At 69.3% G+C, this 15,853-nt stretch carries 14 protein-coding genes; 4 read left to right on the top strand and 10 right to left on the bottom strand.

Going from position 1 to position 15,853, the window contains the following annotated elements:
* Positions 1–143: 143 nt before the first annotated feature.
* Positions 144–2,153 (top strand): lipoxygenase family protein, encoded by a 2,010-nt coding sequence (locus AC3WQM_RS13925; RefSeq protein WP_492679457.1) that lies wholly within the window; start codon positions 144–146, stop codon positions 2,151–2,153.
* Positions 2,154–2,165: 12 nt separating this feature from the next.
* Here the strand turns inward: AC3WQM_RS13925 and AC3WQM_RS13920 are convergent, their stop codons facing one another.
* Genes AC3WQM_RS13920 through AC3WQM_RS13910 form a run of 3 tightly spaced genes read right to left on the bottom strand, consistent with a single transcriptional unit; the run spans position 2,166 to position 4,385 of the window.
* The gene (locus AC3WQM_RS13920; protein WP_492679455.1) at positions 2,166–3,464 is read right to left on the bottom strand and encodes a c-type cytochrome; all 1,299 of its coding nucleotides are present in this window, start codon (positions 3,462–3,464) and stop codon (positions 2,166–2,168) included.
* 7 nt (positions 3,465–3,471) lie between these two features.
* A complete protein-coding gene (locus AC3WQM_RS13915; RefSeq protein WP_492679453.1) occupies positions 3,472–4,197 on the bottom strand; it encodes a c-type cytochrome in 726 nt (241 codons plus the stop codon).
* Positions 4,197–4,385 carry a DUF2970 domain-containing protein gene (locus AC3WQM_RS13910; protein WP_056573062.1) on the bottom strand — a complete coding sequence of 63 codons (189 nt, stop codon included), beginning with the start codon at positions 4,383–4,385 and terminating at the stop codon, positions 4,197–4,199. The genes AC3WQM_RS13915 and AC3WQM_RS13910 overlap by 1 nt, the downstream gene beginning before the upstream one ends.
* Before the next feature lie 99 nt (positions 4,386–4,484).
* On the opposite strand from AC3WQM_RS13910, the gene AC3WQM_RS13905 reads away from it, so the two are divergent.
* Complete coding sequence (locus tag AC3WQM_RS13905) at positions 4,485–5,903, top strand: aminotransferase-like domain-containing protein (protein WP_492679451.1); 1,419 nt, start codon at positions 4,485–4,487, stop codon at positions 5,901–5,903.
* Positions 5,904–5,950: 47 nt separating this feature from the next.
* On the opposite strand, the gene AC3WQM_RS13900 is transcribed toward AC3WQM_RS13905, so the two are convergent.
* Both AC3WQM_RS13900 and AC3WQM_RS13895 read right to left on the bottom strand, forming a co-directional pair.
* Positions 5,951–7,474, bottom strand: coding sequence for a tripartite tricarboxylate transporter permease (locus tag AC3WQM_RS13900; protein WP_492679449.1), 1,524 nt, complete (start codon positions 7,472–7,474; stop codon positions 5,951–5,953).
* A 10-nt stretch (positions 7,475–7,484) separates the two neighbouring features.
* On the bottom strand, positions 7,485–7,907 hold the full coding sequence (locus tag AC3WQM_RS13895; protein ID WP_489059118.1) for a tripartite tricarboxylate transporter TctB family protein: 423 nt from the start codon (positions 7,905–7,907) through the stop codon (positions 7,485–7,487).
* A 256-nt stretch (positions 7,908–8,163) separates the two neighbouring features.
* On the opposite strand from AC3WQM_RS13895, the gene AC3WQM_RS13890 reads away from it, so the two are divergent.
* Entirely contained in the window at positions 8,164–8,547 is a 384-nt protein-coding gene (locus AC3WQM_RS13890) for an Imm1 family immunity protein (RefSeq protein ID WP_492679447.1), read from the top strand.
* A gap of 21 nt (positions 8,548–8,568) precedes the next feature.
* Here AC3WQM_RS13890 and AC3WQM_RS13885 read toward each other — a convergent pair whose 3' ends face one another.
* On the bottom strand, positions 8,569–9,840 hold the full coding sequence (locus tag AC3WQM_RS13885; RefSeq protein ID WP_492679445.1) for an MFS transporter: 1,272 nt from the start codon (positions 9,838–9,840) through the stop codon (positions 8,569–8,571).
* Positions 9,841–9,938: 98 nt separating this feature from the next.
* Between AC3WQM_RS13885 and AC3WQM_RS13880 the strand changes: the two genes are divergently transcribed.
* Positions 9,939–10,391, top strand: coding sequence for a GNAT family N-acetyltransferase (locus AC3WQM_RS13880; RefSeq protein ID WP_492679443.1), 453 nt, complete (start codon positions 9,939–9,941; stop codon positions 10,389–10,391).
* 271 nt (positions 10,392–10,662) lie between these two features.
* On the opposite strand, the gene phnX is transcribed toward AC3WQM_RS13880, so the two are convergent.
* The 4 genes from phnX to AC3WQM_RS13860 form a co-directional block, all read right to left on the bottom strand.
* The gene (phnX, locus tag AC3WQM_RS13875; RefSeq protein WP_492679441.1) at positions 10,663–11,496 is read right to left on the bottom strand and encodes a phosphonoacetaldehyde hydrolase; all 834 of its coding nucleotides are present in this window, start codon (positions 11,494–11,496) and stop codon (positions 10,663–10,665) included.
* Positions 11,497–11,533: 37 nt separating this feature from the next.
* Entirely contained in the window at positions 11,534–12,667 is a 1,134-nt protein-coding gene (locus tag AC3WQM_RS13870; protein WP_492679439.1) for a TIGR03364 family FAD-dependent oxidoreductase, read from the bottom strand.
* Entirely contained in the window at positions 12,667–14,376 is a 1,710-nt protein-coding gene (locus AC3WQM_RS13865) for a putative 2-aminoethylphosphonate ABC transporter permease subunit (protein ID WP_492679437.1), read from the bottom strand. Before AC3WQM_RS13865 ends, AC3WQM_RS13870 begins: the two co-directional genes overlap by 1 nt.
* Before the next feature lie 327 nt (positions 14,377–14,703).
* On the bottom strand, positions 14,704–15,777 hold the full coding sequence (locus AC3WQM_RS13860; RefSeq protein ID WP_492679435.1) for an ABC transporter ATP-binding protein: 1,074 nt from the start codon (positions 15,775–15,777) through the stop codon (positions 14,704–14,706).
* Positions 15,778–15,853: the final 76 nt, after the last annotated feature.

Genomic DNA, 15,853 nt, shown 5'->3' with positions numbered 1-15,853 from the left:
ACCTTCGAGGTAGGCAGCAACCCTCATTGCCAACGCCAGAGCCCCTCCGCAGAATCCGCCCACCAAATAGAACGAGCGTTCTATTTCGTGGCGGGACACCCCCGTCGGCCTTCCCCAGATGCATAACGACAGGGAAATTTCCGATGAAGCGCAGAGACATCCTCAAATGGTCCGCCTCGGCGGGCGGCCTGGGCCTGCTGGCCGGCAAGACCTCCACCGCCTCGGCGGCCCTGCCTGTGCCCAGGCCCACGTTGCCGCAGAAGATCGACCCGATCAGCGCCACCCTGCGGCGGCTCGAGTTGCTGGGGCGGCAGTCGGCCTACCTCTGGACCGAATCGCACATCAACCTGGCCGGCGTGCCGATGGGCGCGGTGGTGCCACCGACCGAGCTGCCGGCGCTGGAGCACCAGCTCAAGACCATCGCCAAGGCGCTGGAGGCCGTCACCAACTTCGCGGCCTCGTTCGCCACCAGCGCGCTGGCCTCGGGCAGCCTGCAGTCGCTCGACACCCTGCGCACACGCCTGGCCGGCCTGCAGGCCAGCTTCGAGCAGCTGCTGGCCGCCAACGGCGGGCTGGCCACGCTGCCGGCCGCGGTGCTGAACCTGCTGGGCACGCTCACGGGCACGGCGGGCGACATCGCCACGCAGCTCAGGCAGATCCACCACGACCTGCTGTCGCAAGGCCCGCTGGGCGCGCTGAACGGACCGAAGACGGTGGCGCAGTACGACGCGCTGTTCGTCACCATCGAGAAGCCCGCCATCGCGCAGCTGCTGCACGACAACGACCTGTTCGCGGCGATGCGCGTGGCCGGGCCCAACCCGATGCTGCTCCAGCGCGCGACCGCGCTGCCCACCAAGTTCCCGCTGGGCGACACGCAGTACCGCCAGGTGATGGGCGCCGGCGACAGCCTGGCCGACGCCGCCGCCTCGGGCCGGCTCTACCTGCTGGACTACGAAGGCCTGGGCGACATGGCGCCGGCGGGCCCGGTGAGCAAGCCGCTCACGGGCACGGCCTACATCCATGCGCCCATTGCCTTGTTCGCGCGGCCGAAGACCGGCCGCTCGCTGGTGCCGGTGGCCATCCAGTGCGGGCAGGACCCGACGCTCAACCCGATCTTCCTGCGCGTGGACGACACGGCCGACGCCGGCGCCTACTGGGCCTGGCAATCGGCCAAGACCGCCGTGCAGGTGGCCGACTTCAACTACCACGAGATGTTCGTGCACCTGGGCCGCACGCACCTGATGTCGGAGGCCTTCGCGATGGCCACGCAGCGCCAGCTCGCGACCGCGCACCCGCTGAGCCGGCTGCTGTCGCCGCACCTGGAGGGCGCGATGTTCATCAACGAGTTCGCGACGCTGATCATCATGGCGCCGCTGACCACGGGCGACGTGATCCTGGCCGCGCCCATCGAGACGCTGCAGCAGCAGTGCGGGCGCGACCGGCTGGCCTACGACTTCTACGACCGCATGATGCTGCCCAACGACCTGCGCACGCGCGGCGTGGACGACGCCGCGGCACTGCCCGACTACCCCTACCGCGACGATGCGCTGCTGGTGTGGAACGCCATCGCGCAGTGGGTGGGCGACTACGTCGGCACCTACTACCTGAGCGACGCCGACGTGACCGGTGACTACGAACTCAAGGCCTGGGCCACCGAGCTCGCGACCAGCGGCAAGGTGCACGGCTTCCGGCCGATCACCACGCGCGCGCAACTGGCCGACGTGCTGACCGCGATCATCTTCAACGCCAGCGCGCAGCATGCGGCCGTGAACTTCCCGCAGTATTCGGTGATGACCTATGCGCCCTTCAGCGCAGGCGCGGCCGGCGTGCCGGCGCCGACGGGCAGCGCGGGGCAGAGCGAAGCAAGCTGGTCGCAGATGCTGCCGTCACGGCTGGCGGCGCAGGAGCAGATCCTGCTGTTCCACATCCTGGGCGGCGTGTACTACCGGCCGCTGGGCGAGTACAAGGACAACGCGTTCCCGCACCTGCCGGTGCTGCTCGACCCGGCGATTGCCGGGCCCGGCGGGCCGCTGGAGCGCTTTCGCACCGCGCTGGTTGGCATCGAAGCCACCATCTGCCAGCGCAACACTGCGCGTGCGCGGCCCTACGAGCACCTGCTGCCGAGCCGCATTCCTTCGAGCACGAACATCTGAAGCGGGCGCCGCTCAGCGACGCATCGTGTCCAGCTGCGTGACGGGCGCGGCGTTGTTGCCCCACGACCCGCGGATGTAGGTGAGCACCTCGGCCACCTCGGTGGCGTCGAGCGCGTGCCCGAACGGCGGCATGCCGTAGGGGCGCGGGTTGCCGGCCGTCGCGGGCAGGAAGCCGCCGTGCGCGACCACCTGGATCAGGTTGGTGGGCCGCGCCATCGTCACCGCGCGGTTGCCCGCGAGCGGCGGGTAGGCGCCGGCCGCGCCCTGGCCCTGGTCGCCGTGGCAGTAGGCGCAGCGCTGGTCGTAAATTTTGGCGCCACGCACCATCGTGCCGGCATCGCGCCGCACCGGCGCGGCGGGGGCCTTGGTTGCTTCGGGGGCGTCCTTCTTCACAGCCTCGGGCAGGTCCTTCAGGTAGATGGCCATCGCGCCCAGGTCGGCGTCGCTCAGGTACTGCGTGCTGCGGAACACGACGTCGGCCATCGGGCCCATCACCGAGCCGCGCGGGGCGGTGCCGCTCTTGAGCAGCGCCACGACGTCGGCCGCGGGCCAGTCGGCCACGCCCGCTTCGTGCGGATCGGCCAGCGAGGGTGCGTACCAGTTCTCCACCGCGATCAGGCCGCCCGACAGCCCGAGCTTGGTTTCGGTCGCGCCCAGCGAGTTGCGGCTGCCGTGGCAGGCGATGCAGTGGCCCAGCCCGCCCACGAGGTAGGCGCCACGGTTCCATTCGGCCGGCTTGTTCGCGTTGACCACGAAGGGCTGCGGCTTGAACGAGAGCGCGCGCCACACCGCGAGCGCGGCCTGCGTGTCGTACGGGAAGCGCAGGCGGTGCGCCTGGTTTTCCGTGTCGGCCGGCGCCACGCTGCGCAGGTAGGCGTACAGGGCGTCGGAGTCTTCGCGCGTGACCTGCGTGAAGTTCGGGTATGGGAAGGCCGGGTACAGCAGGCGCCCGTCCTTGCTGCGGCCGTTGTGCATGGCGCGCCAGAAATGCGCGCTGCTCCAGCCGCCGATGCCGTGCGTCGCATCGGGCGTGAGGTTGGTCGCGTAGATGGTGCCGAACGGCGTTTCGAGCGGCACGCCGCCCGCATAGGGCTGGCCGCCGCGCGTGGTGTGGCAGCCGGCGCAGTTGCCCGCCAGCGCAAGGTAGCGCCCGCGCTCGACCAGCTGCGGCGTGGCCTCGAAGGCTTCAGCGTGTTCGGGCAGCGGGTCTTCGCCGCGCAGGTTCAGCGCCAGCACGACGCCGGCCAGCACGGCCGCCAGGGTGACCAGGCCCAGCAGGGCCCAGCCGAAATGTCTCAGTCGCGCGGTCATCGGGTTCTCAGGGTTTCGCCGCGGTGGGCATGCCGCCGCAGGTCACGGGCAGCGGCGCGGGCAGCGAGGCCGCCGGGCGGGTGTCGGCCGGCATCGGCTGCACGGCCAGCCAGCTGGCCACGGCGTTGATGTCGGCGGTGGTCATGCGCTGGCCGATCTGCGCCATGCAGTCGGGCGCGGGCGCGTGGCGCTCCTTGGTGAGCCAGGCGCCGAGCTGCGACGACACGTACAGCCGCGGCAGGCCCAGCAGGCCCGGAATGGCCGGCTGCACGCCCGTGAGCGCCGCGCCGTGGCACTGCACGCAGGCCGGGATCTGGCGCGCGGCATCGCCTTCGAGCGCCAGCTGGCGGCCACGGCGCAGCTGCTCGGGCGAAGCGTCGCTCTGCGGCGAGATCGCCGCGTACGGCAGCGCCAGGTTGGCGAAGTACTCGGCCATCTCGCGCAGGTAGTCGTCCGACAGGTGCTGGACCATGTAGGTCATGTCGCTGTTGAAGCGGCGCCCGTCGCGAAAACTCACGAGCTGGTTGAACAGGTAGCCCGCCGGCTTGCCCGCCAGGCGCGGGAAGAAGCCGGCGTTGGTGGTGGCGCCCTCGCGCCCGTGGCAGGCGATGCAGGCGGCCACGCGCTGCTCGATGGTGTCGGGCACGGTGGTAGTGGCAGCTTGCGCGGCGATGGGCGCAAGCGGCCACAGCAGCGCCAGGGCCAGCGCTGCCCGGTGGAGCACGGCCTTCATCACGTGCCTGCCGCGAAATGCGCCAGGGCCAGCAGGCCCGCGATCAGCAGCAGGGCCATGCACAGCCCCACGCCGATCAGCGGCAGGATGCCCAGTTGGGCGGTCCGCTTGTCGGCGTCGGCCCGGCGACCACCCAGCCCGATGAAGCTCCAGAGTACGGCGCGCACCGCGCGCATCAGATTGAACATGGGTCCACTGTCGCGCAAACGGGTCAAAAAAAACAGATGCAGATCCAGCTCGATTCACCATATCAGATTAGAGTCCCCGCGAATGACAACGGCCCACCGATGAAGCGTTATGAAGCCCTGGCCTCGGACATCGAGGCCTCGATCCGCAACGGCACCCTCAAGACCGGCGACCGCCTGCCCTCCGTGCGCCACACGGGCAGCAGCCGCGGCGTGAGCGCCTCCACCGTGTTCCAAGCCTACTACCTGCTGGAGGCGCGCGGGCTGGTGCGCGCGCGCGACCGCTCGGGCTATTACGTGGCCGGCGGCGGCCTGCGCGACGCGCCGCCCGAGACCACCCTGACCTCGCGCCCCGCCGAAGGCCCGCGCGCGCTCGAGGTGAGCGACCAGGTGTTCGACATCCTCGAAGCCAGCATGTCGCGCCAGGTCGTGCCCTTCGGCTCGGCCTTCCCGAGCCCGCTGCTGTTTCCGCTGGCGCGGCTGGGCCAGTTCATGGCGGCCAGCGCCAAGGCGCTCGACCCCTGGCGCACCGTGGACGACCTCACGCCCGGCAGCGCCGCCCTGCGCCGGCAGATCGCGCTGCGCTACCTGGCCGACGGCCTGCCCGTGCCGGCCGAGGAGATCGTGGTCACCAACGGCGCGCTCGAAGCGCTCAACCTGTGCCTCTCGGCCGTGACGCGGCCGGGCGACGCGGTGATCGTCGAGTCGCCCACCTTCTATGCCGCGCTGCAGGCGCTCGAACGCATGGGCCTGCGCGCCATCGAGGTGCCGACGCACCCGGGCGAAGGCATCGACCTCGACGCGCTGGCGCAGGCCATCGCCGCGCACAAGCCGACCGCCTGCTGGCTCATGACCACCTTCCAGAACCCGCTGGGCAGCCTGATGCCCGACGCGAAGAAGAAGGCGCTGGTCGAACTGCTCGCGCGCCACGAACTGCCGCTGATCGAGGACGACGTGTACGCCGAGCTCTACTTCGGCGAGCGCCGCCCGCCGCCGGCCAAGGCCTTCGACACGCAGGGGCTGGTGCTGCACTGCTCGTCGTTCTCGAAGAGCCTCGCACCCGGCTACCGCATCGGCTGGGCCTCGGCCGGGCGCTTCGCGCGCAAGGTGGCGCGCCAGAAGCTCACGACCACGCTCAGCACCTCGGTGCCCGCGCAGCTGGCGCTGGCCGACTACCTCGAGAAGGGCGGCTTCGACAAGCACCTGCGCAAGCTGCGCCAGACGCTGGCGATGCAGCAGGCCAGCTTCGCGCAGGCCGTGGGTCATTACTTTCCGGCGGGCACGCGCGCCACGCGGCCGCTGGGCGGGTACTTCCTGTGGGTCGAATTGCCGGCGCAGGTGGATGCGCTGGAGATCCATCGCCTGGCGCTGGAGCGCGGCATCAGCGTCGCGCCCGGGCCGATCTTCTCGGCCACGCGTGCGTTCGCCAACTGCCTGCGGCTGAACTACGGCCACGCGTGGGACGCGCACAGCGAGCAGGCGCTGCAGACGCTGGGGCGGCTGGTGGCCGAAGCGAGCTGAAACGACAACGCCCGCCGAAGGGGCGGGCGTTGTTCGTTCATGTCGACCTACTCTTGCGGTTCCAGCGCCACCGGCGCCGGCGCCCCGTTCTTCTTGCGCGCCTGCAGCACGAACGCCACCAGCTGCCACAGCACGAAGACCGCGATCAGCCCCAGCAGCGTGCCGCTGATGGGCCGCGAGACGAAGGTGCCGAAGCTGCCGCGGCTGAGCAACATCGCGCGGCGGAAGTTCTCCTCGAGCATCGGCCCGAGGATGAAGCCCAGCATGAGCGGCGCGGCATCGAGCTCCAGCCGCATGAACATGTAGCCCATGAAGCCGAACGCGGCGGTGATGAACACGTCCTGCAGGTTGTTGTTCACGCTGTAGGTGCCGATGCAGCAGAAGAACAAAATCGACGGGAACAGCACGCTGTACGGGATCTTGAACACCGAGAGCCAGTAACGCACCAGCGGCACGTTCAGCACCAGCAGGAACACGTTGCCGATCCACATGCTGGCCACCAGGCCCCAGAACAGCTCGGGGTGGCTGGCGATCATGTTCGGGCCCGGCTGGATGCCCTTGATGATGAAGGCCGCCAGCATCAGCGCCATGACCGCGTTCTCGGGAATGCCGATGCTCATGAGCGGAATGAAGCTCGTGCGCGCCGCCGCTTCGTCGGCTGCGGCCTGGCCGGCCACGCCTTCGATGCAGCCGGTGCCGATCTCGTGCTTGTACTTGCTGACCTTCTTGTCCAGCGCGTACGCCGCGAACTGCGCAATGGTCGGGCCGCCGCCGGGCAGGATGCCCAGGATGGAGCCGACCACGCTGCCGCGCAGCGCGCTCGGAATGATCCGCTTGAACTCCGCCCAGGTCGGAATGAGGTTGATCTTGCCGTTGAAGGGCGAGCGCTCCTCGCGCGAGTCGAGGTTCTTGGTGATCTCGGCGATGCCGAAGCAGCCCAGCGCAATGCTCACGATGCCCACGCCGTCGGTCAGGAACGGCATGTCCATCGTGAAGCGCGCCATGCCGCTGTTCACGTCGGTGCCGATGGTGCCCAGCAGCACGCCGATCATGCACATCGCCAGCCCGTTCAGCAGGCTGCCCGTGGTCACGAAGCTCACGCACACGAAGCCCACCAGCATCATCGCGACGTAGTCCGCCGGGCCGAACAGGAAGGCCACCTCGCCCAGCGTCGGCGCCAGGAACGACAGCACCAGGATCGCCACCGTGCCGCCGATGAAGCTGGAGAAGCCGGCCGTGAACAGCGCCAGCCCTGTCTGGCCCTTGAGCGTCATCGCGTAGCCGTCGATGCAGGCCACGATGCTGCTGGCGTGCGGGATCTTCATCGTGATCGCGCTCACGCTGTCGCCGTACTGCGCACCGTAGTAGATGCCGGCCAGCATGATGAGCGCGCCGGTGGTGGGAATCGAGTACGTCAGCGGCAGCAGCAGGCTGATGGTGGCCAGCGGGCCCAGGCCCGGCAGCAGGCCGACCAGCGTGCCCACCGTGCAGCCGATGGCGCAGTACATCAGGTTGTGGAGTGTCAGGGCGTGCGAGAAACCGAACGCCAGGTTGTTCAAAACTTCCGTCATGGTCGTGACCTCAGAAAAGCGGCAGGTTCAGGCCGAGCAGCTTCTGCAGCGCCAGCGCCATGGCGATCAGGCCCGCCGAGATCTTCACGTTGCGCACCCACGAGTTGGAGCTGCCCGCGAAGGCCGAACAGAACACCATGAAGACGATGCCCGCGATCATGTTCACGTACATCGAGATCAGCGCGAACCCGCACAGGCTCGACAGGATGAGGCCGATGTTCTTGAAGTTCAGGTTCAGCGCCACCGGCGCCACCACGAACGACCGGACCACCGTGGCCACGCCGATCAGCAGCAGCAGGCTGCTCACCATCACGGGGAACAGGCCCGGCCCCGCCCGGCTGAAGTCGCCGATGGGATAGCTCAGCGCGGTCAGGCCGAAGCCCAGCGCGATCGCCATGAGGAACAGACCTCTGACAAGGTTTCTATTTTTCATTCATACGCTCACGTAATGTTGTGATTCGAATGCGCCCGCGACCGGCGGAACGGGCGCGGGCGTGTCTCCGCCCGGAGGGAAGTTCCGGACGGATCGATGCTCTTTTCGCAAGCTGATCGGAATCTGACGCGGGCGCGAGGGGAACTACGTACCGGGTGGGCGAGTGGTGCGCGCGGGCGGGTCACAATGCGCGGGGCCGCCTCCCGCAGCGAGGCAGGACACCGATGAAGCGCCTGCCCCGAGGCGCCCCCGCGAGATGACGCACGTGATTCAGATGACCCTCGACGACCGCTCCCTCGACCTCGCGTCGCCGGGCGCATGGGCCTTGGCACTGGACCTGGTCCGGTCGACGTCCCGGTTCGAGTTGTGGGTCTGCGTGCCGGACGGCCCTTCGATGTGCATGCTGCGCAACGGCGAGAGCGCATGGCTCATGTACCTGCGGGAGCCGGGCGACAGCGGCTTCAGGTCGTCGGGCGACACGCACCGGCCGGGCGTGGAAGCCTTCACGCTGGGCAACGGACAGGTCGACGAGTACCCGCGCGCGTGGTGCATCGATCTTGCACAGTGCCACCAGGCCCTCGTCGATTTCCGCGACCGCAACGGCGCGCGGCCCGAATCGATCACGTGGTGCGAAAGCTAGGCGGCGCGATCTTTCGCGGCCTCAGGCCGCCACCGCCACCCCACCCCGCCGCATCCGGCGCACCCTGAACAACAGGAACGCCGCGATGCTCACGTTCACCAGGTTCCATCCGATGCCGTTCAGGAAGGCCGCGTGGTAGCTGCCCGTCAGGTCGAACACCTTGCCCGACATCCAGCCGCCCAGCGCCATGCCGAACAGCGTGAACATCAGCACCGTGCCCACGCGTGCGCCGGCTTCCTTCGGCGGAAAGTGCTCGCGCACGATGATCGCGTACGAGGGCACGATGCCGCCCTGGAACAGGCCGAACAGCGCCGAGATCACGTACAGCGGCACCAGCCCGTCGAAGGGCAGGAACAGCAGCAGCGCCACGCACTGCAGCACGCCGCCCAGCATCAGCGTGCGCAGCCCGCCGATGCGGTCGCAGATGGCGCCCGACACCAGCCGGCTCACGATGCCGAAGCCCAGCATCAGCGACAGCATCATCGCGCCCTGCGCCGGGCCGTAGCCCAGGTCGCCGCAGTAGGCCACGATGTGCACCTGCGGCATCGCCATGGCCACGCAGCAGGCCACGCCCGCCACGCACAGCAGGCCCTGCGCCGTGCCCATGCTCAGGCCGAAGGGGCGCGTCATGTCGCGCACCCGCGTGCTGCCGCCCGAGGCGTGCGACACCGGCGCCGCCTCGACCAGTGCCGGCGGCCGTGCGCGGAAGAACAGCGCGAGCAGCGCCATCGTCAGGCCGCAGAAGATGCCCATGCCGATGTAGGTCTGGCGCCAGCCCACCTGCTCGACGAAGTGCTGCGCGATGGGCGGCCACACCGCGCCCGCGAGGTAGTTGCCGCTGGCGCACACCGCCACCGCGATGCCGCGCCGCTTGACGAACCACAGCGAGGTGTCGGCCACCAGCGGCGCAAAGGCCACCGAACTGCCGAGCAGGCCGACCAGCAGCGCCTGCGCGATGGTGAAGGACACGATGCCTTGCGACAGACCCGTGGCGATGTAGCCGGCGGCCAGGAAGACCGAGCCCATCAGCAGCGGCTTCATCACGCCGATGCGGTCGGCCAGCTTGCCCATGAGCACGCCGCCGAAACCGAAGCCCAGCATCAGCAGCGTGTAGGGCATGGAGGCGTCGGCGCGCGCCACGCCGAACTCGGCCTGCACGGCGGGCAGCATGACCGACACCACGTACATGCCGCTGCTGCCGACCGTCATGACCAGCAGCGTGAGCGCCAGGCGCACCATGGCGTAGCGCGAGTCGGGCTGGTGGACGATGGTTGTCGCTTGGGTCGTCTTCATTCTTCTTGTCTCCACGCGTGCATCGGGTGGCGCACGTCGTGTGGCATTCTCGCGGAAGGCCGCGCCGCCTGCTGCGTGCGCCCTCGAGCATCCGACGCATGCCAATTACCTACAGACAAGCCATTCCCGAAGACACGCCCGCGTGCCTCGACCTGCGAGGCCGCACGCGAGAGAACGCCTTCTCGGTCGAAGACCTGAGAGCGATCGGCATCACATTGGAAAGCTGGCAAGCCGGCATCGCCGACGGCACCCTGCCCGGCTACGTGGCCCTCGTCGATGGCGTGCTGGCCGGTTACTGCTTCGGCGAGCGGGACACCGGCGAGATCGGCGTGCTGGCGCTGCTGCCTGCGTACGAAGGCCAGGGCATCGGCAAGGCGCTGCTCGCGCTGATGGTCGAGGAGCTCAAAGGGCTGGGCTTCCAGCGGCTCTTCCTGGGCTGCTCGCCCGATCCGCAGGTGCGCTCGCACGGGTTCTACCGGCACCTGGGCTGGAAGCCCACGGGCGAATTCGATGCAGCGGGCGATGAAGTGCTGGCGTACGTCCCGTCCTGAGACGTTCGCCGCGGCCGGTGCGCTGAACGCCCCGGCAGCCTCAGCCCACGCACGGCGCAGGCGCCATCATCACCACGACACTTGACGACAAGAAGGCCTTCGGCATCGGAGTGCCGGGCTTGCGCTTGCCGTCGCAGGCCGCAGTCAGCAGGCCGAGACAGAGCAGAAGAACAAAGGCTGTGCTTCGCATGCGGCGCATGCTAAGCCCGCGAAGTGGCGCGTCAAGTCGGACGGCAGCGCCAGCCACCGTCGGTGAAGCGAGCTTTCTGCTTCAGCGCAAGAGGACTTCCGGCCGCTCGCCGGCCTGCAGGCGGCGTTCGATGTCTTCCAGCACGTTCGGCAGGTCGGCCACGCTGTCGATCACGTAGTGCGCGCCGGCGGCTTGCAGCTCGGCGGTGGCGCGGGCGCGGCGGGCCTGCTGGCTGTCGGCGTCGAGCGCCTGCCACTCGGCCAGCGTCAGGCCGTTGACGTTGCCGCTGACCGACACGCCGACGGCCCAGGTGCCGGCGTTGAGGCCTTCCTGCAGGCCCACGCCGGTGTCGTCGACCTTGACGACGGTGTGCGGCGGCCACACGCCGAGGTCGGCGAAGCAGCGGTACATCATGAGCGGCGACGGGCGCCCTGCCGCAAGGTCGCCCGCGCACACGAGGTTGTCGGGCTCGTAGCCGCCGGCCGCCGCGAGCGGCGTGACGACCTCCATGATCGGGCGGTTGTAGCCGGTGGTGGAGCCGATCTTCAGGCCGCGTTCGCGCGCCGCGTTGACGGCCTCGAGGGCGCCCGGAATGAAGTCGGTGTGGTCGCGCACGCTGGCTGCGTTCATGGGCGTGAACACCTCGTACAGGCGGTCGACGTCGGCGTCGCTGAAGGCATGCCCGTGCTTCGCCTCCCACTGCGCGGCGATGCGCGGCTGCGTGCCCAGGGCCTTGATGTGGTCCCACTTGGCCATGCCCATCGGGGCGCGTGCTTCGTCGATGGTGATGCCGATGCCGAACTGTTCGAACAGCTTCACGAAGGCGCCCATCGGCGCGCAGGAACCGAAGTCGAGGATGGTGCCGGCCCAGTCGAAGACGACGGCTTGCAGCTTGGAATGGTGGTGGGCGTTCATGGCGAAAAGGGAGGAAAGGTCAGGAAGGTGGCGGCGCTCACCACGCGTCGAACACGTCGGCGGCAATGCCGAAGCCGGTGCTCGCGCCGCTGCCGCTGGTGACCAGCACCACGCGCGTGGCGTCGTCGGGCGCGTCGATCACGCAGGGCGTGGTCTTGGACGACGGGTACACGCCGGTCCAGCGCTCGGTGACCTGCGCGGTCTCGAGGTTGAGCGTGCTGCGCAGGTGGCGCAGGATGAGCTGGTCGACCGCTTCGATGGCGAAGGGTTCGGGTGCGTCGCCGTAGTGGTGCGAGTCGCCGACCACCAGCGAGCCGTCGGCGCTCTGCACCACGATGAGGTGGATGCCGTGCTCGAGCGAAGCACGCTCTTCCTGCATCAGCCGCTCGCGCAGCGCCGCCGCTTCGGGCAAGCTGCTGTAGCCCTCGTAGCGCACCAGGCTCAGGTCGGTCATGACCGCGCCCTGCAGCCGAAAGCCCGCCTCGGGCTGCACGCGCAGCATCTGCAGGCGGCACAGCCTGAGGTCGTGCGCGGCGATGCGGCCGGCGAACAGGCCGTGCAGCTCGGTGTTGGTGCAGACCACCACGCGCTCGCCGCGCAAGGTGCCGCGCGAGGTGCGCACGCGCGGGGTTTCGACCTCGTGCACGGTTTCGCCGAAGCGGAACACCACGCCGTGCACCTCGGCCAGCCAGCGCGCGAGCAGGCCGACGGCGGTGCGCGATTCGACGCGCAGCTCGTGCGGGCTGAACAGCACCGAGCGCGCCTGCGCGAGGTTGAGGCCGGGCGCGCGCTCCTGCGCGTCCACGGCGTCGATGAGCGCGCAGGCCTCGGCCATCGGCGTGCGCAGGAAGGCTTCGAGCACGGCATGCGCCTCGGGGCGGTAGGCCGCGAGCCAGAGGTGGCGGTGCACGATGTCGATGCCGGCCTGCGGCGCGACGGCCTGCCACACGTCGCGCGAATGCATGGCGCGGCGCCACATGTCGCCCGGCGCCTGGCCGGTGACGGTGATGAAGCCGAAGTTGCGGATCGATGCGCCCAGGCACGCGGCATCGCGCTCGACCACGCACACGCGCAGGCCGCGCTGCGCGGCGGTGTAGGCATGGGCCAGGCCGACGATGCCGGCACCGACCACGATCACATCGAAGCTGTCGACAGACATGCTGGGGTTCATCACCGTTGTCTCCAGGCTTGCGTGCGCTTCAGCGCCCAGTGCCCGGCCAGCGCGAACAGGCCGCGTCCGACGGCGGCCGTGAGCATGATGAGCGAGGCCATGGCGGCGGCGGGTGCCACGTCGCCGGCATCGTCCATGTTGAGCACGGCGATGGCGGCCAGCGTGGTCTTTGGCGAATAGAGGAACACGACGGCCGACACGGTGGTCATCGCGTTGACGAAGAAGTAGCCGGCCACGTTGAGCACGGTGGGCAGCGCCACCGGCAGGTGCACGCGCCACAGCGTGCGCCAGAACGGCACGCCCATCGATTCGGACACCAGCTCGTACTCGCGGTCGAGCTGGCGCAGCGCGGTGAGCGAGGTGAGGTGCGCCACCGAGAAGAAGTGCGCCACGGTGCAGATCACGAGGATCGCCATGCCGCCGTAGAGGCCGTGCAGCGGGTTCGAGGCCGAGTTGAAGAAGAAGATGTAACCCACGCCGAGCACGAGCCCCGGCACGGCGAGCGGCAGGTTGGCCAGCAGGTTGAGCAGCTCGCGCAGCAGGCCGAAGTGGCGCGGCTTCTCCACGAAGTAGGCCGACACAAAGGTGGCGAACGCGCCCGCCACGGCCGCGCACAGCGCCAGGCGCAGCGAGTTGCCGTAGCTGCCCCAGCCGCCGCCGTCCATGTTGCTGAAGTCGTAGTTCTTCAGCGAAGGCGTGAGCTTGTAGGGCCAGTAGCTGGCGAGCGAGGCGAACACGGCCATGCCGATCATCACGACGATGGCGATGGCGGTGAGCGTGCAGAACACGAGCAGTGCGCGGTCGCGCGACTTCACCGGCTCGGGCTGGTACGGCGTGGCGCGCGCCGACAGCGCCGCGGCCTGCTTGCGGCGCACGCGCCGCTCGACGAGGAACGACAGCACGGCCGGAATCAGCAGCACGAGGCCGACCACCGCGCCCATCTGGAAGTTCTGCTGGCCGACCACCTGCTTGTAGATGTCGGTCGCGAGCACGCCGGTCTGGCCGCCCACGACCTTGGGCACGCCGAAGTCGGTGATGACGAGCACGAACACGACCATCGCGGCCACGATGAGGCCGTAGCGCGACGAGGGCAGCGTGACGGTGCGGAAGATGCGCCAGCGCGAGGCGCCCAGGGTCTGGGCGGCTTCATACAAACGCCCGTCGGACGTGGCCATGGCGGTGGTGAGGATCAGCAGCGCATGCGGCAGCGTCCAGAACACCGAGCCGAGCACGATGCCCAGCGGCCCGTAGATCGACAGGTCGCCCAGCAGCCCCTTGAACAGGCCCTGGTTGCCGAACAGGTAGATCAGGCTGATGGCCGGCAGCAGCGAGGGCGCGAGCAGCGGCATGAGCGCCACGGCGCGCAGCAGGCCCTTGGCGGGCATGCACGAGAGCGTGAGGCCGTAGGCGTACACGTAGGCGATGGCGGTGCACAGCACGGCGCTGATCACCGCGAGCAGCACGCTGTTGAAGGCCGACTGCACGAGCGCGGGGCTCTCGAGGTAGCGCGCGAAGTTGGTCAGGCCGACGAAGCTGCCCGCGCGGTCGTAGAAGCTCTGGCCGACCAGCGCGCCGACGGGGAGCGCGACGATCACGACGAGCAGCAGCACGACGAGCAGCACGGCGGCGCCGGTGAGCCAGCGTTCGCGGTCGAAGTGATTCGAACGCGGGATGGCAATCGGGGCGAGGGCTTCGGAAGGGGTGCTCATGTTGTTGTTCTTTTGATGTCGTTGTTCGGGGCGTGTGCACAGGACACCGGGTACTCCCCTCCGCGAATGTCCCCCGGCCTGCGGCCTCCTCCTTGATTTCGCTGCGGGGAGCACCCAGTGCCCTGCGCACCAGGGCACGCTGTCGGTTTGCGGCCGATGAACGCTCGTTGCGAACAACGCTCACGCTGATGGGGTGCCTTGCGCAGCGAAATCAAGGAGGAGCCCGAAGGGCGGGGGACATTCGCGGAGCAAGGTACCCCGTCGGCGGGAGCGCGCCCTGGATGGCTGCGCCCCGCGCGACAAGGACCTCGCACACGCGACGTCATCTCATTGCGCCAGGACCGACAGCGCGTTCAAGGGAAGCTGGATGTGCACCATGCTGCTGGGCACCAGCGGCTCTTCGCCACCGCTGCGCGCATCGGCGGGCAGCTCGGCCTCGATCTCGATGCCGAGCGGCTCGCAGGCCAGACGCGCCGAGGTGCGGTTACCGAAGAACTCGGTGTCGAGCAGGCGCGCGGCGAAGCTGTTGGTGCCGAGCTCGGAACCGAAGCGTTTCACCACCACATGCTCGGGCCGGATGCCCACGGTGGCTTGCGAACCGACGCTCAGGTTGCCCGGTGCGCAGAACAGTTCGCTGTCGCGCACACGCACCTTGCCGTCGGCCAACACGGTCGCGGGCAGCATGTTCATGCGGCCCACGAAGCCCGCCACGAAGCGGGTGCGCGGCTTGCGGTACAGCTCGTCGGGCGTGCCGGCCTGTTCGATGCGGCCGTTGTGCATCAGCACCACACGGTCGGCCATCGAGAGGGCTTCTTCCTGGTCGTGCGTGACCATGATGGTGACGATGCCCAGGCGCTTTTGCAGCGCGCGGATTTCGCTGCGCAGCGTGGCGCGCACCTGCGCGTCGAGCGCGGAGAGCGGCTCGTCGAGCAGCAGCAGGCGCGGGTTGGGTGCGAGCGCGCGCGCCAAGGCGATGCGCTGTTGCTGGCCGCCCGAGAGCTGCACCGGGTACTTGTCGGCATGCGCGGTGAGCCCGACAAGGTCGAGCATTTCGCGCGAGCGCTTGGCCATCTCGCGCGCCAGGGCGCCCGTGGGGTGCAGGCCGTAGGCGATGTTCTGCGCCGCCGTGAGGTTGGGGAACAGCGCATACGACTGAAACACCACGCCGAAGCCGCGCGCCGCGGGCGGCAGGCCCGCGATGTCCTGGCCGCCGAGCAAGATTTGCCCGCTGTCGGCGCGCTCGATGCCGCACACGATGCGCAGCAGCGTGGTCTTGCCGCAGCCCGAAGGACCGAGCAGGCAGACGAACTCGCCGGGCTCGATGTCCAGGTCGATGCCGTCGAGCACGCGCGTGGCGCCAAAGGACTTGCCGATGCCGCGAAGAGAAAGAAAGCTGGTCATGTTCAGTGGCCCCAGTCGAGAAACACCGCGGAACCGGCTTTGCCGGGCCGCTGGTGTTGCCCCCGGTGAGGGGGTT

The sequence above is a fragment of the Variovorax sp. FW301-JW7 genome, assembly GCF_058788795.1.
Note: the sequence above shows the minus strand (reverse complement) of the source record. Positions and strands in the feature narration are given on the sequence as shown.

Coding starts and splice junctions, on each gene's coding strand:
- AC3WQM_RS13925 (WP_492679457.1), top strand. CDS start 144: ATGAAGCGCAGAGACATCCTCAAATGGTCCGCCTCGGCGGGCGGCCTG.
- AC3WQM_RS13920 (WP_492679455.1), bottom strand. CDS start 3,464: ATGACCGCGCGACTGAGACATTTCGGCTGGGCCCTGCTGGGCCTGGTC.
- AC3WQM_RS13915 (WP_492679453.1), bottom strand. CDS start 4,197: ATGAAGGCCGTGCTCCACCGGGCAGCGCTGGCCCTGGCGCTGCTGTGG.
- AC3WQM_RS13910 (WP_056573062.1), bottom strand. CDS start 4,385: ATGTTCAATCTGATGCGCGCGGTGCGCGCCGTACTCTGGAGCTTCATC.
- AC3WQM_RS13905 (WP_492679451.1), top strand. CDS start 4,485: ATGAAGCGTTATGAAGCCCTGGCCTCGGACATCGAGGCCTCGATCCGC.
- AC3WQM_RS13900 (WP_492679449.1), bottom strand. CDS start 7,474: ATGACGGAAGTTTTGAACAACCTGGCGTTCGGTTTCTCGCACGCCCTG.
- AC3WQM_RS13895 (WP_489059118.1), bottom strand. CDS start 7,907: ATGAAAAATAGAAACCTTGTCAGAGGTCTGTTCCTCATGGCGATCGCG.
- AC3WQM_RS13890 (WP_492679447.1), top strand. CDS start 8,164: ATGACGCACGTGATTCAGATGACCCTCGACGACCGCTCCCTCGACCTC.
- AC3WQM_RS13885 (WP_492679445.1), bottom strand. CDS start 9,840: ATGAAGACGACCCAAGCGACAACCATCGTCCACCAGCCCGACTCGCGC.
- AC3WQM_RS13880 (WP_492679443.1), top strand. CDS start 9,939: ATGCCAATTACCTACAGACAAGCCATTCCCGAAGACACGCCCGCGTGC.
- phnX (WP_492679441.1), bottom strand. CDS start 11,496: ATGAACGCCCACCACCATTCCAAGCTGCAAGCCGTCGTCTTCGACTGG.
- AC3WQM_RS13870 (WP_492679439.1), bottom strand. CDS start 12,667: ATGAACCCCAGCATGTCTGTCGACAGCTTCGATGTGATCGTGGTCGGT.
- AC3WQM_RS13865 (WP_492679437.1), bottom strand. CDS start 14,376: ATGAGCACCCCTTCCGAAGCCCTCGCCCCGATTGCCATCCCGCGTTCG.
- AC3WQM_RS13860 (WP_492679435.1), bottom strand. CDS start 15,777: ATGACCAGCTTTCTTTCTCTTCGCGGCATCGGCAAGTCCTTTGGCGCC.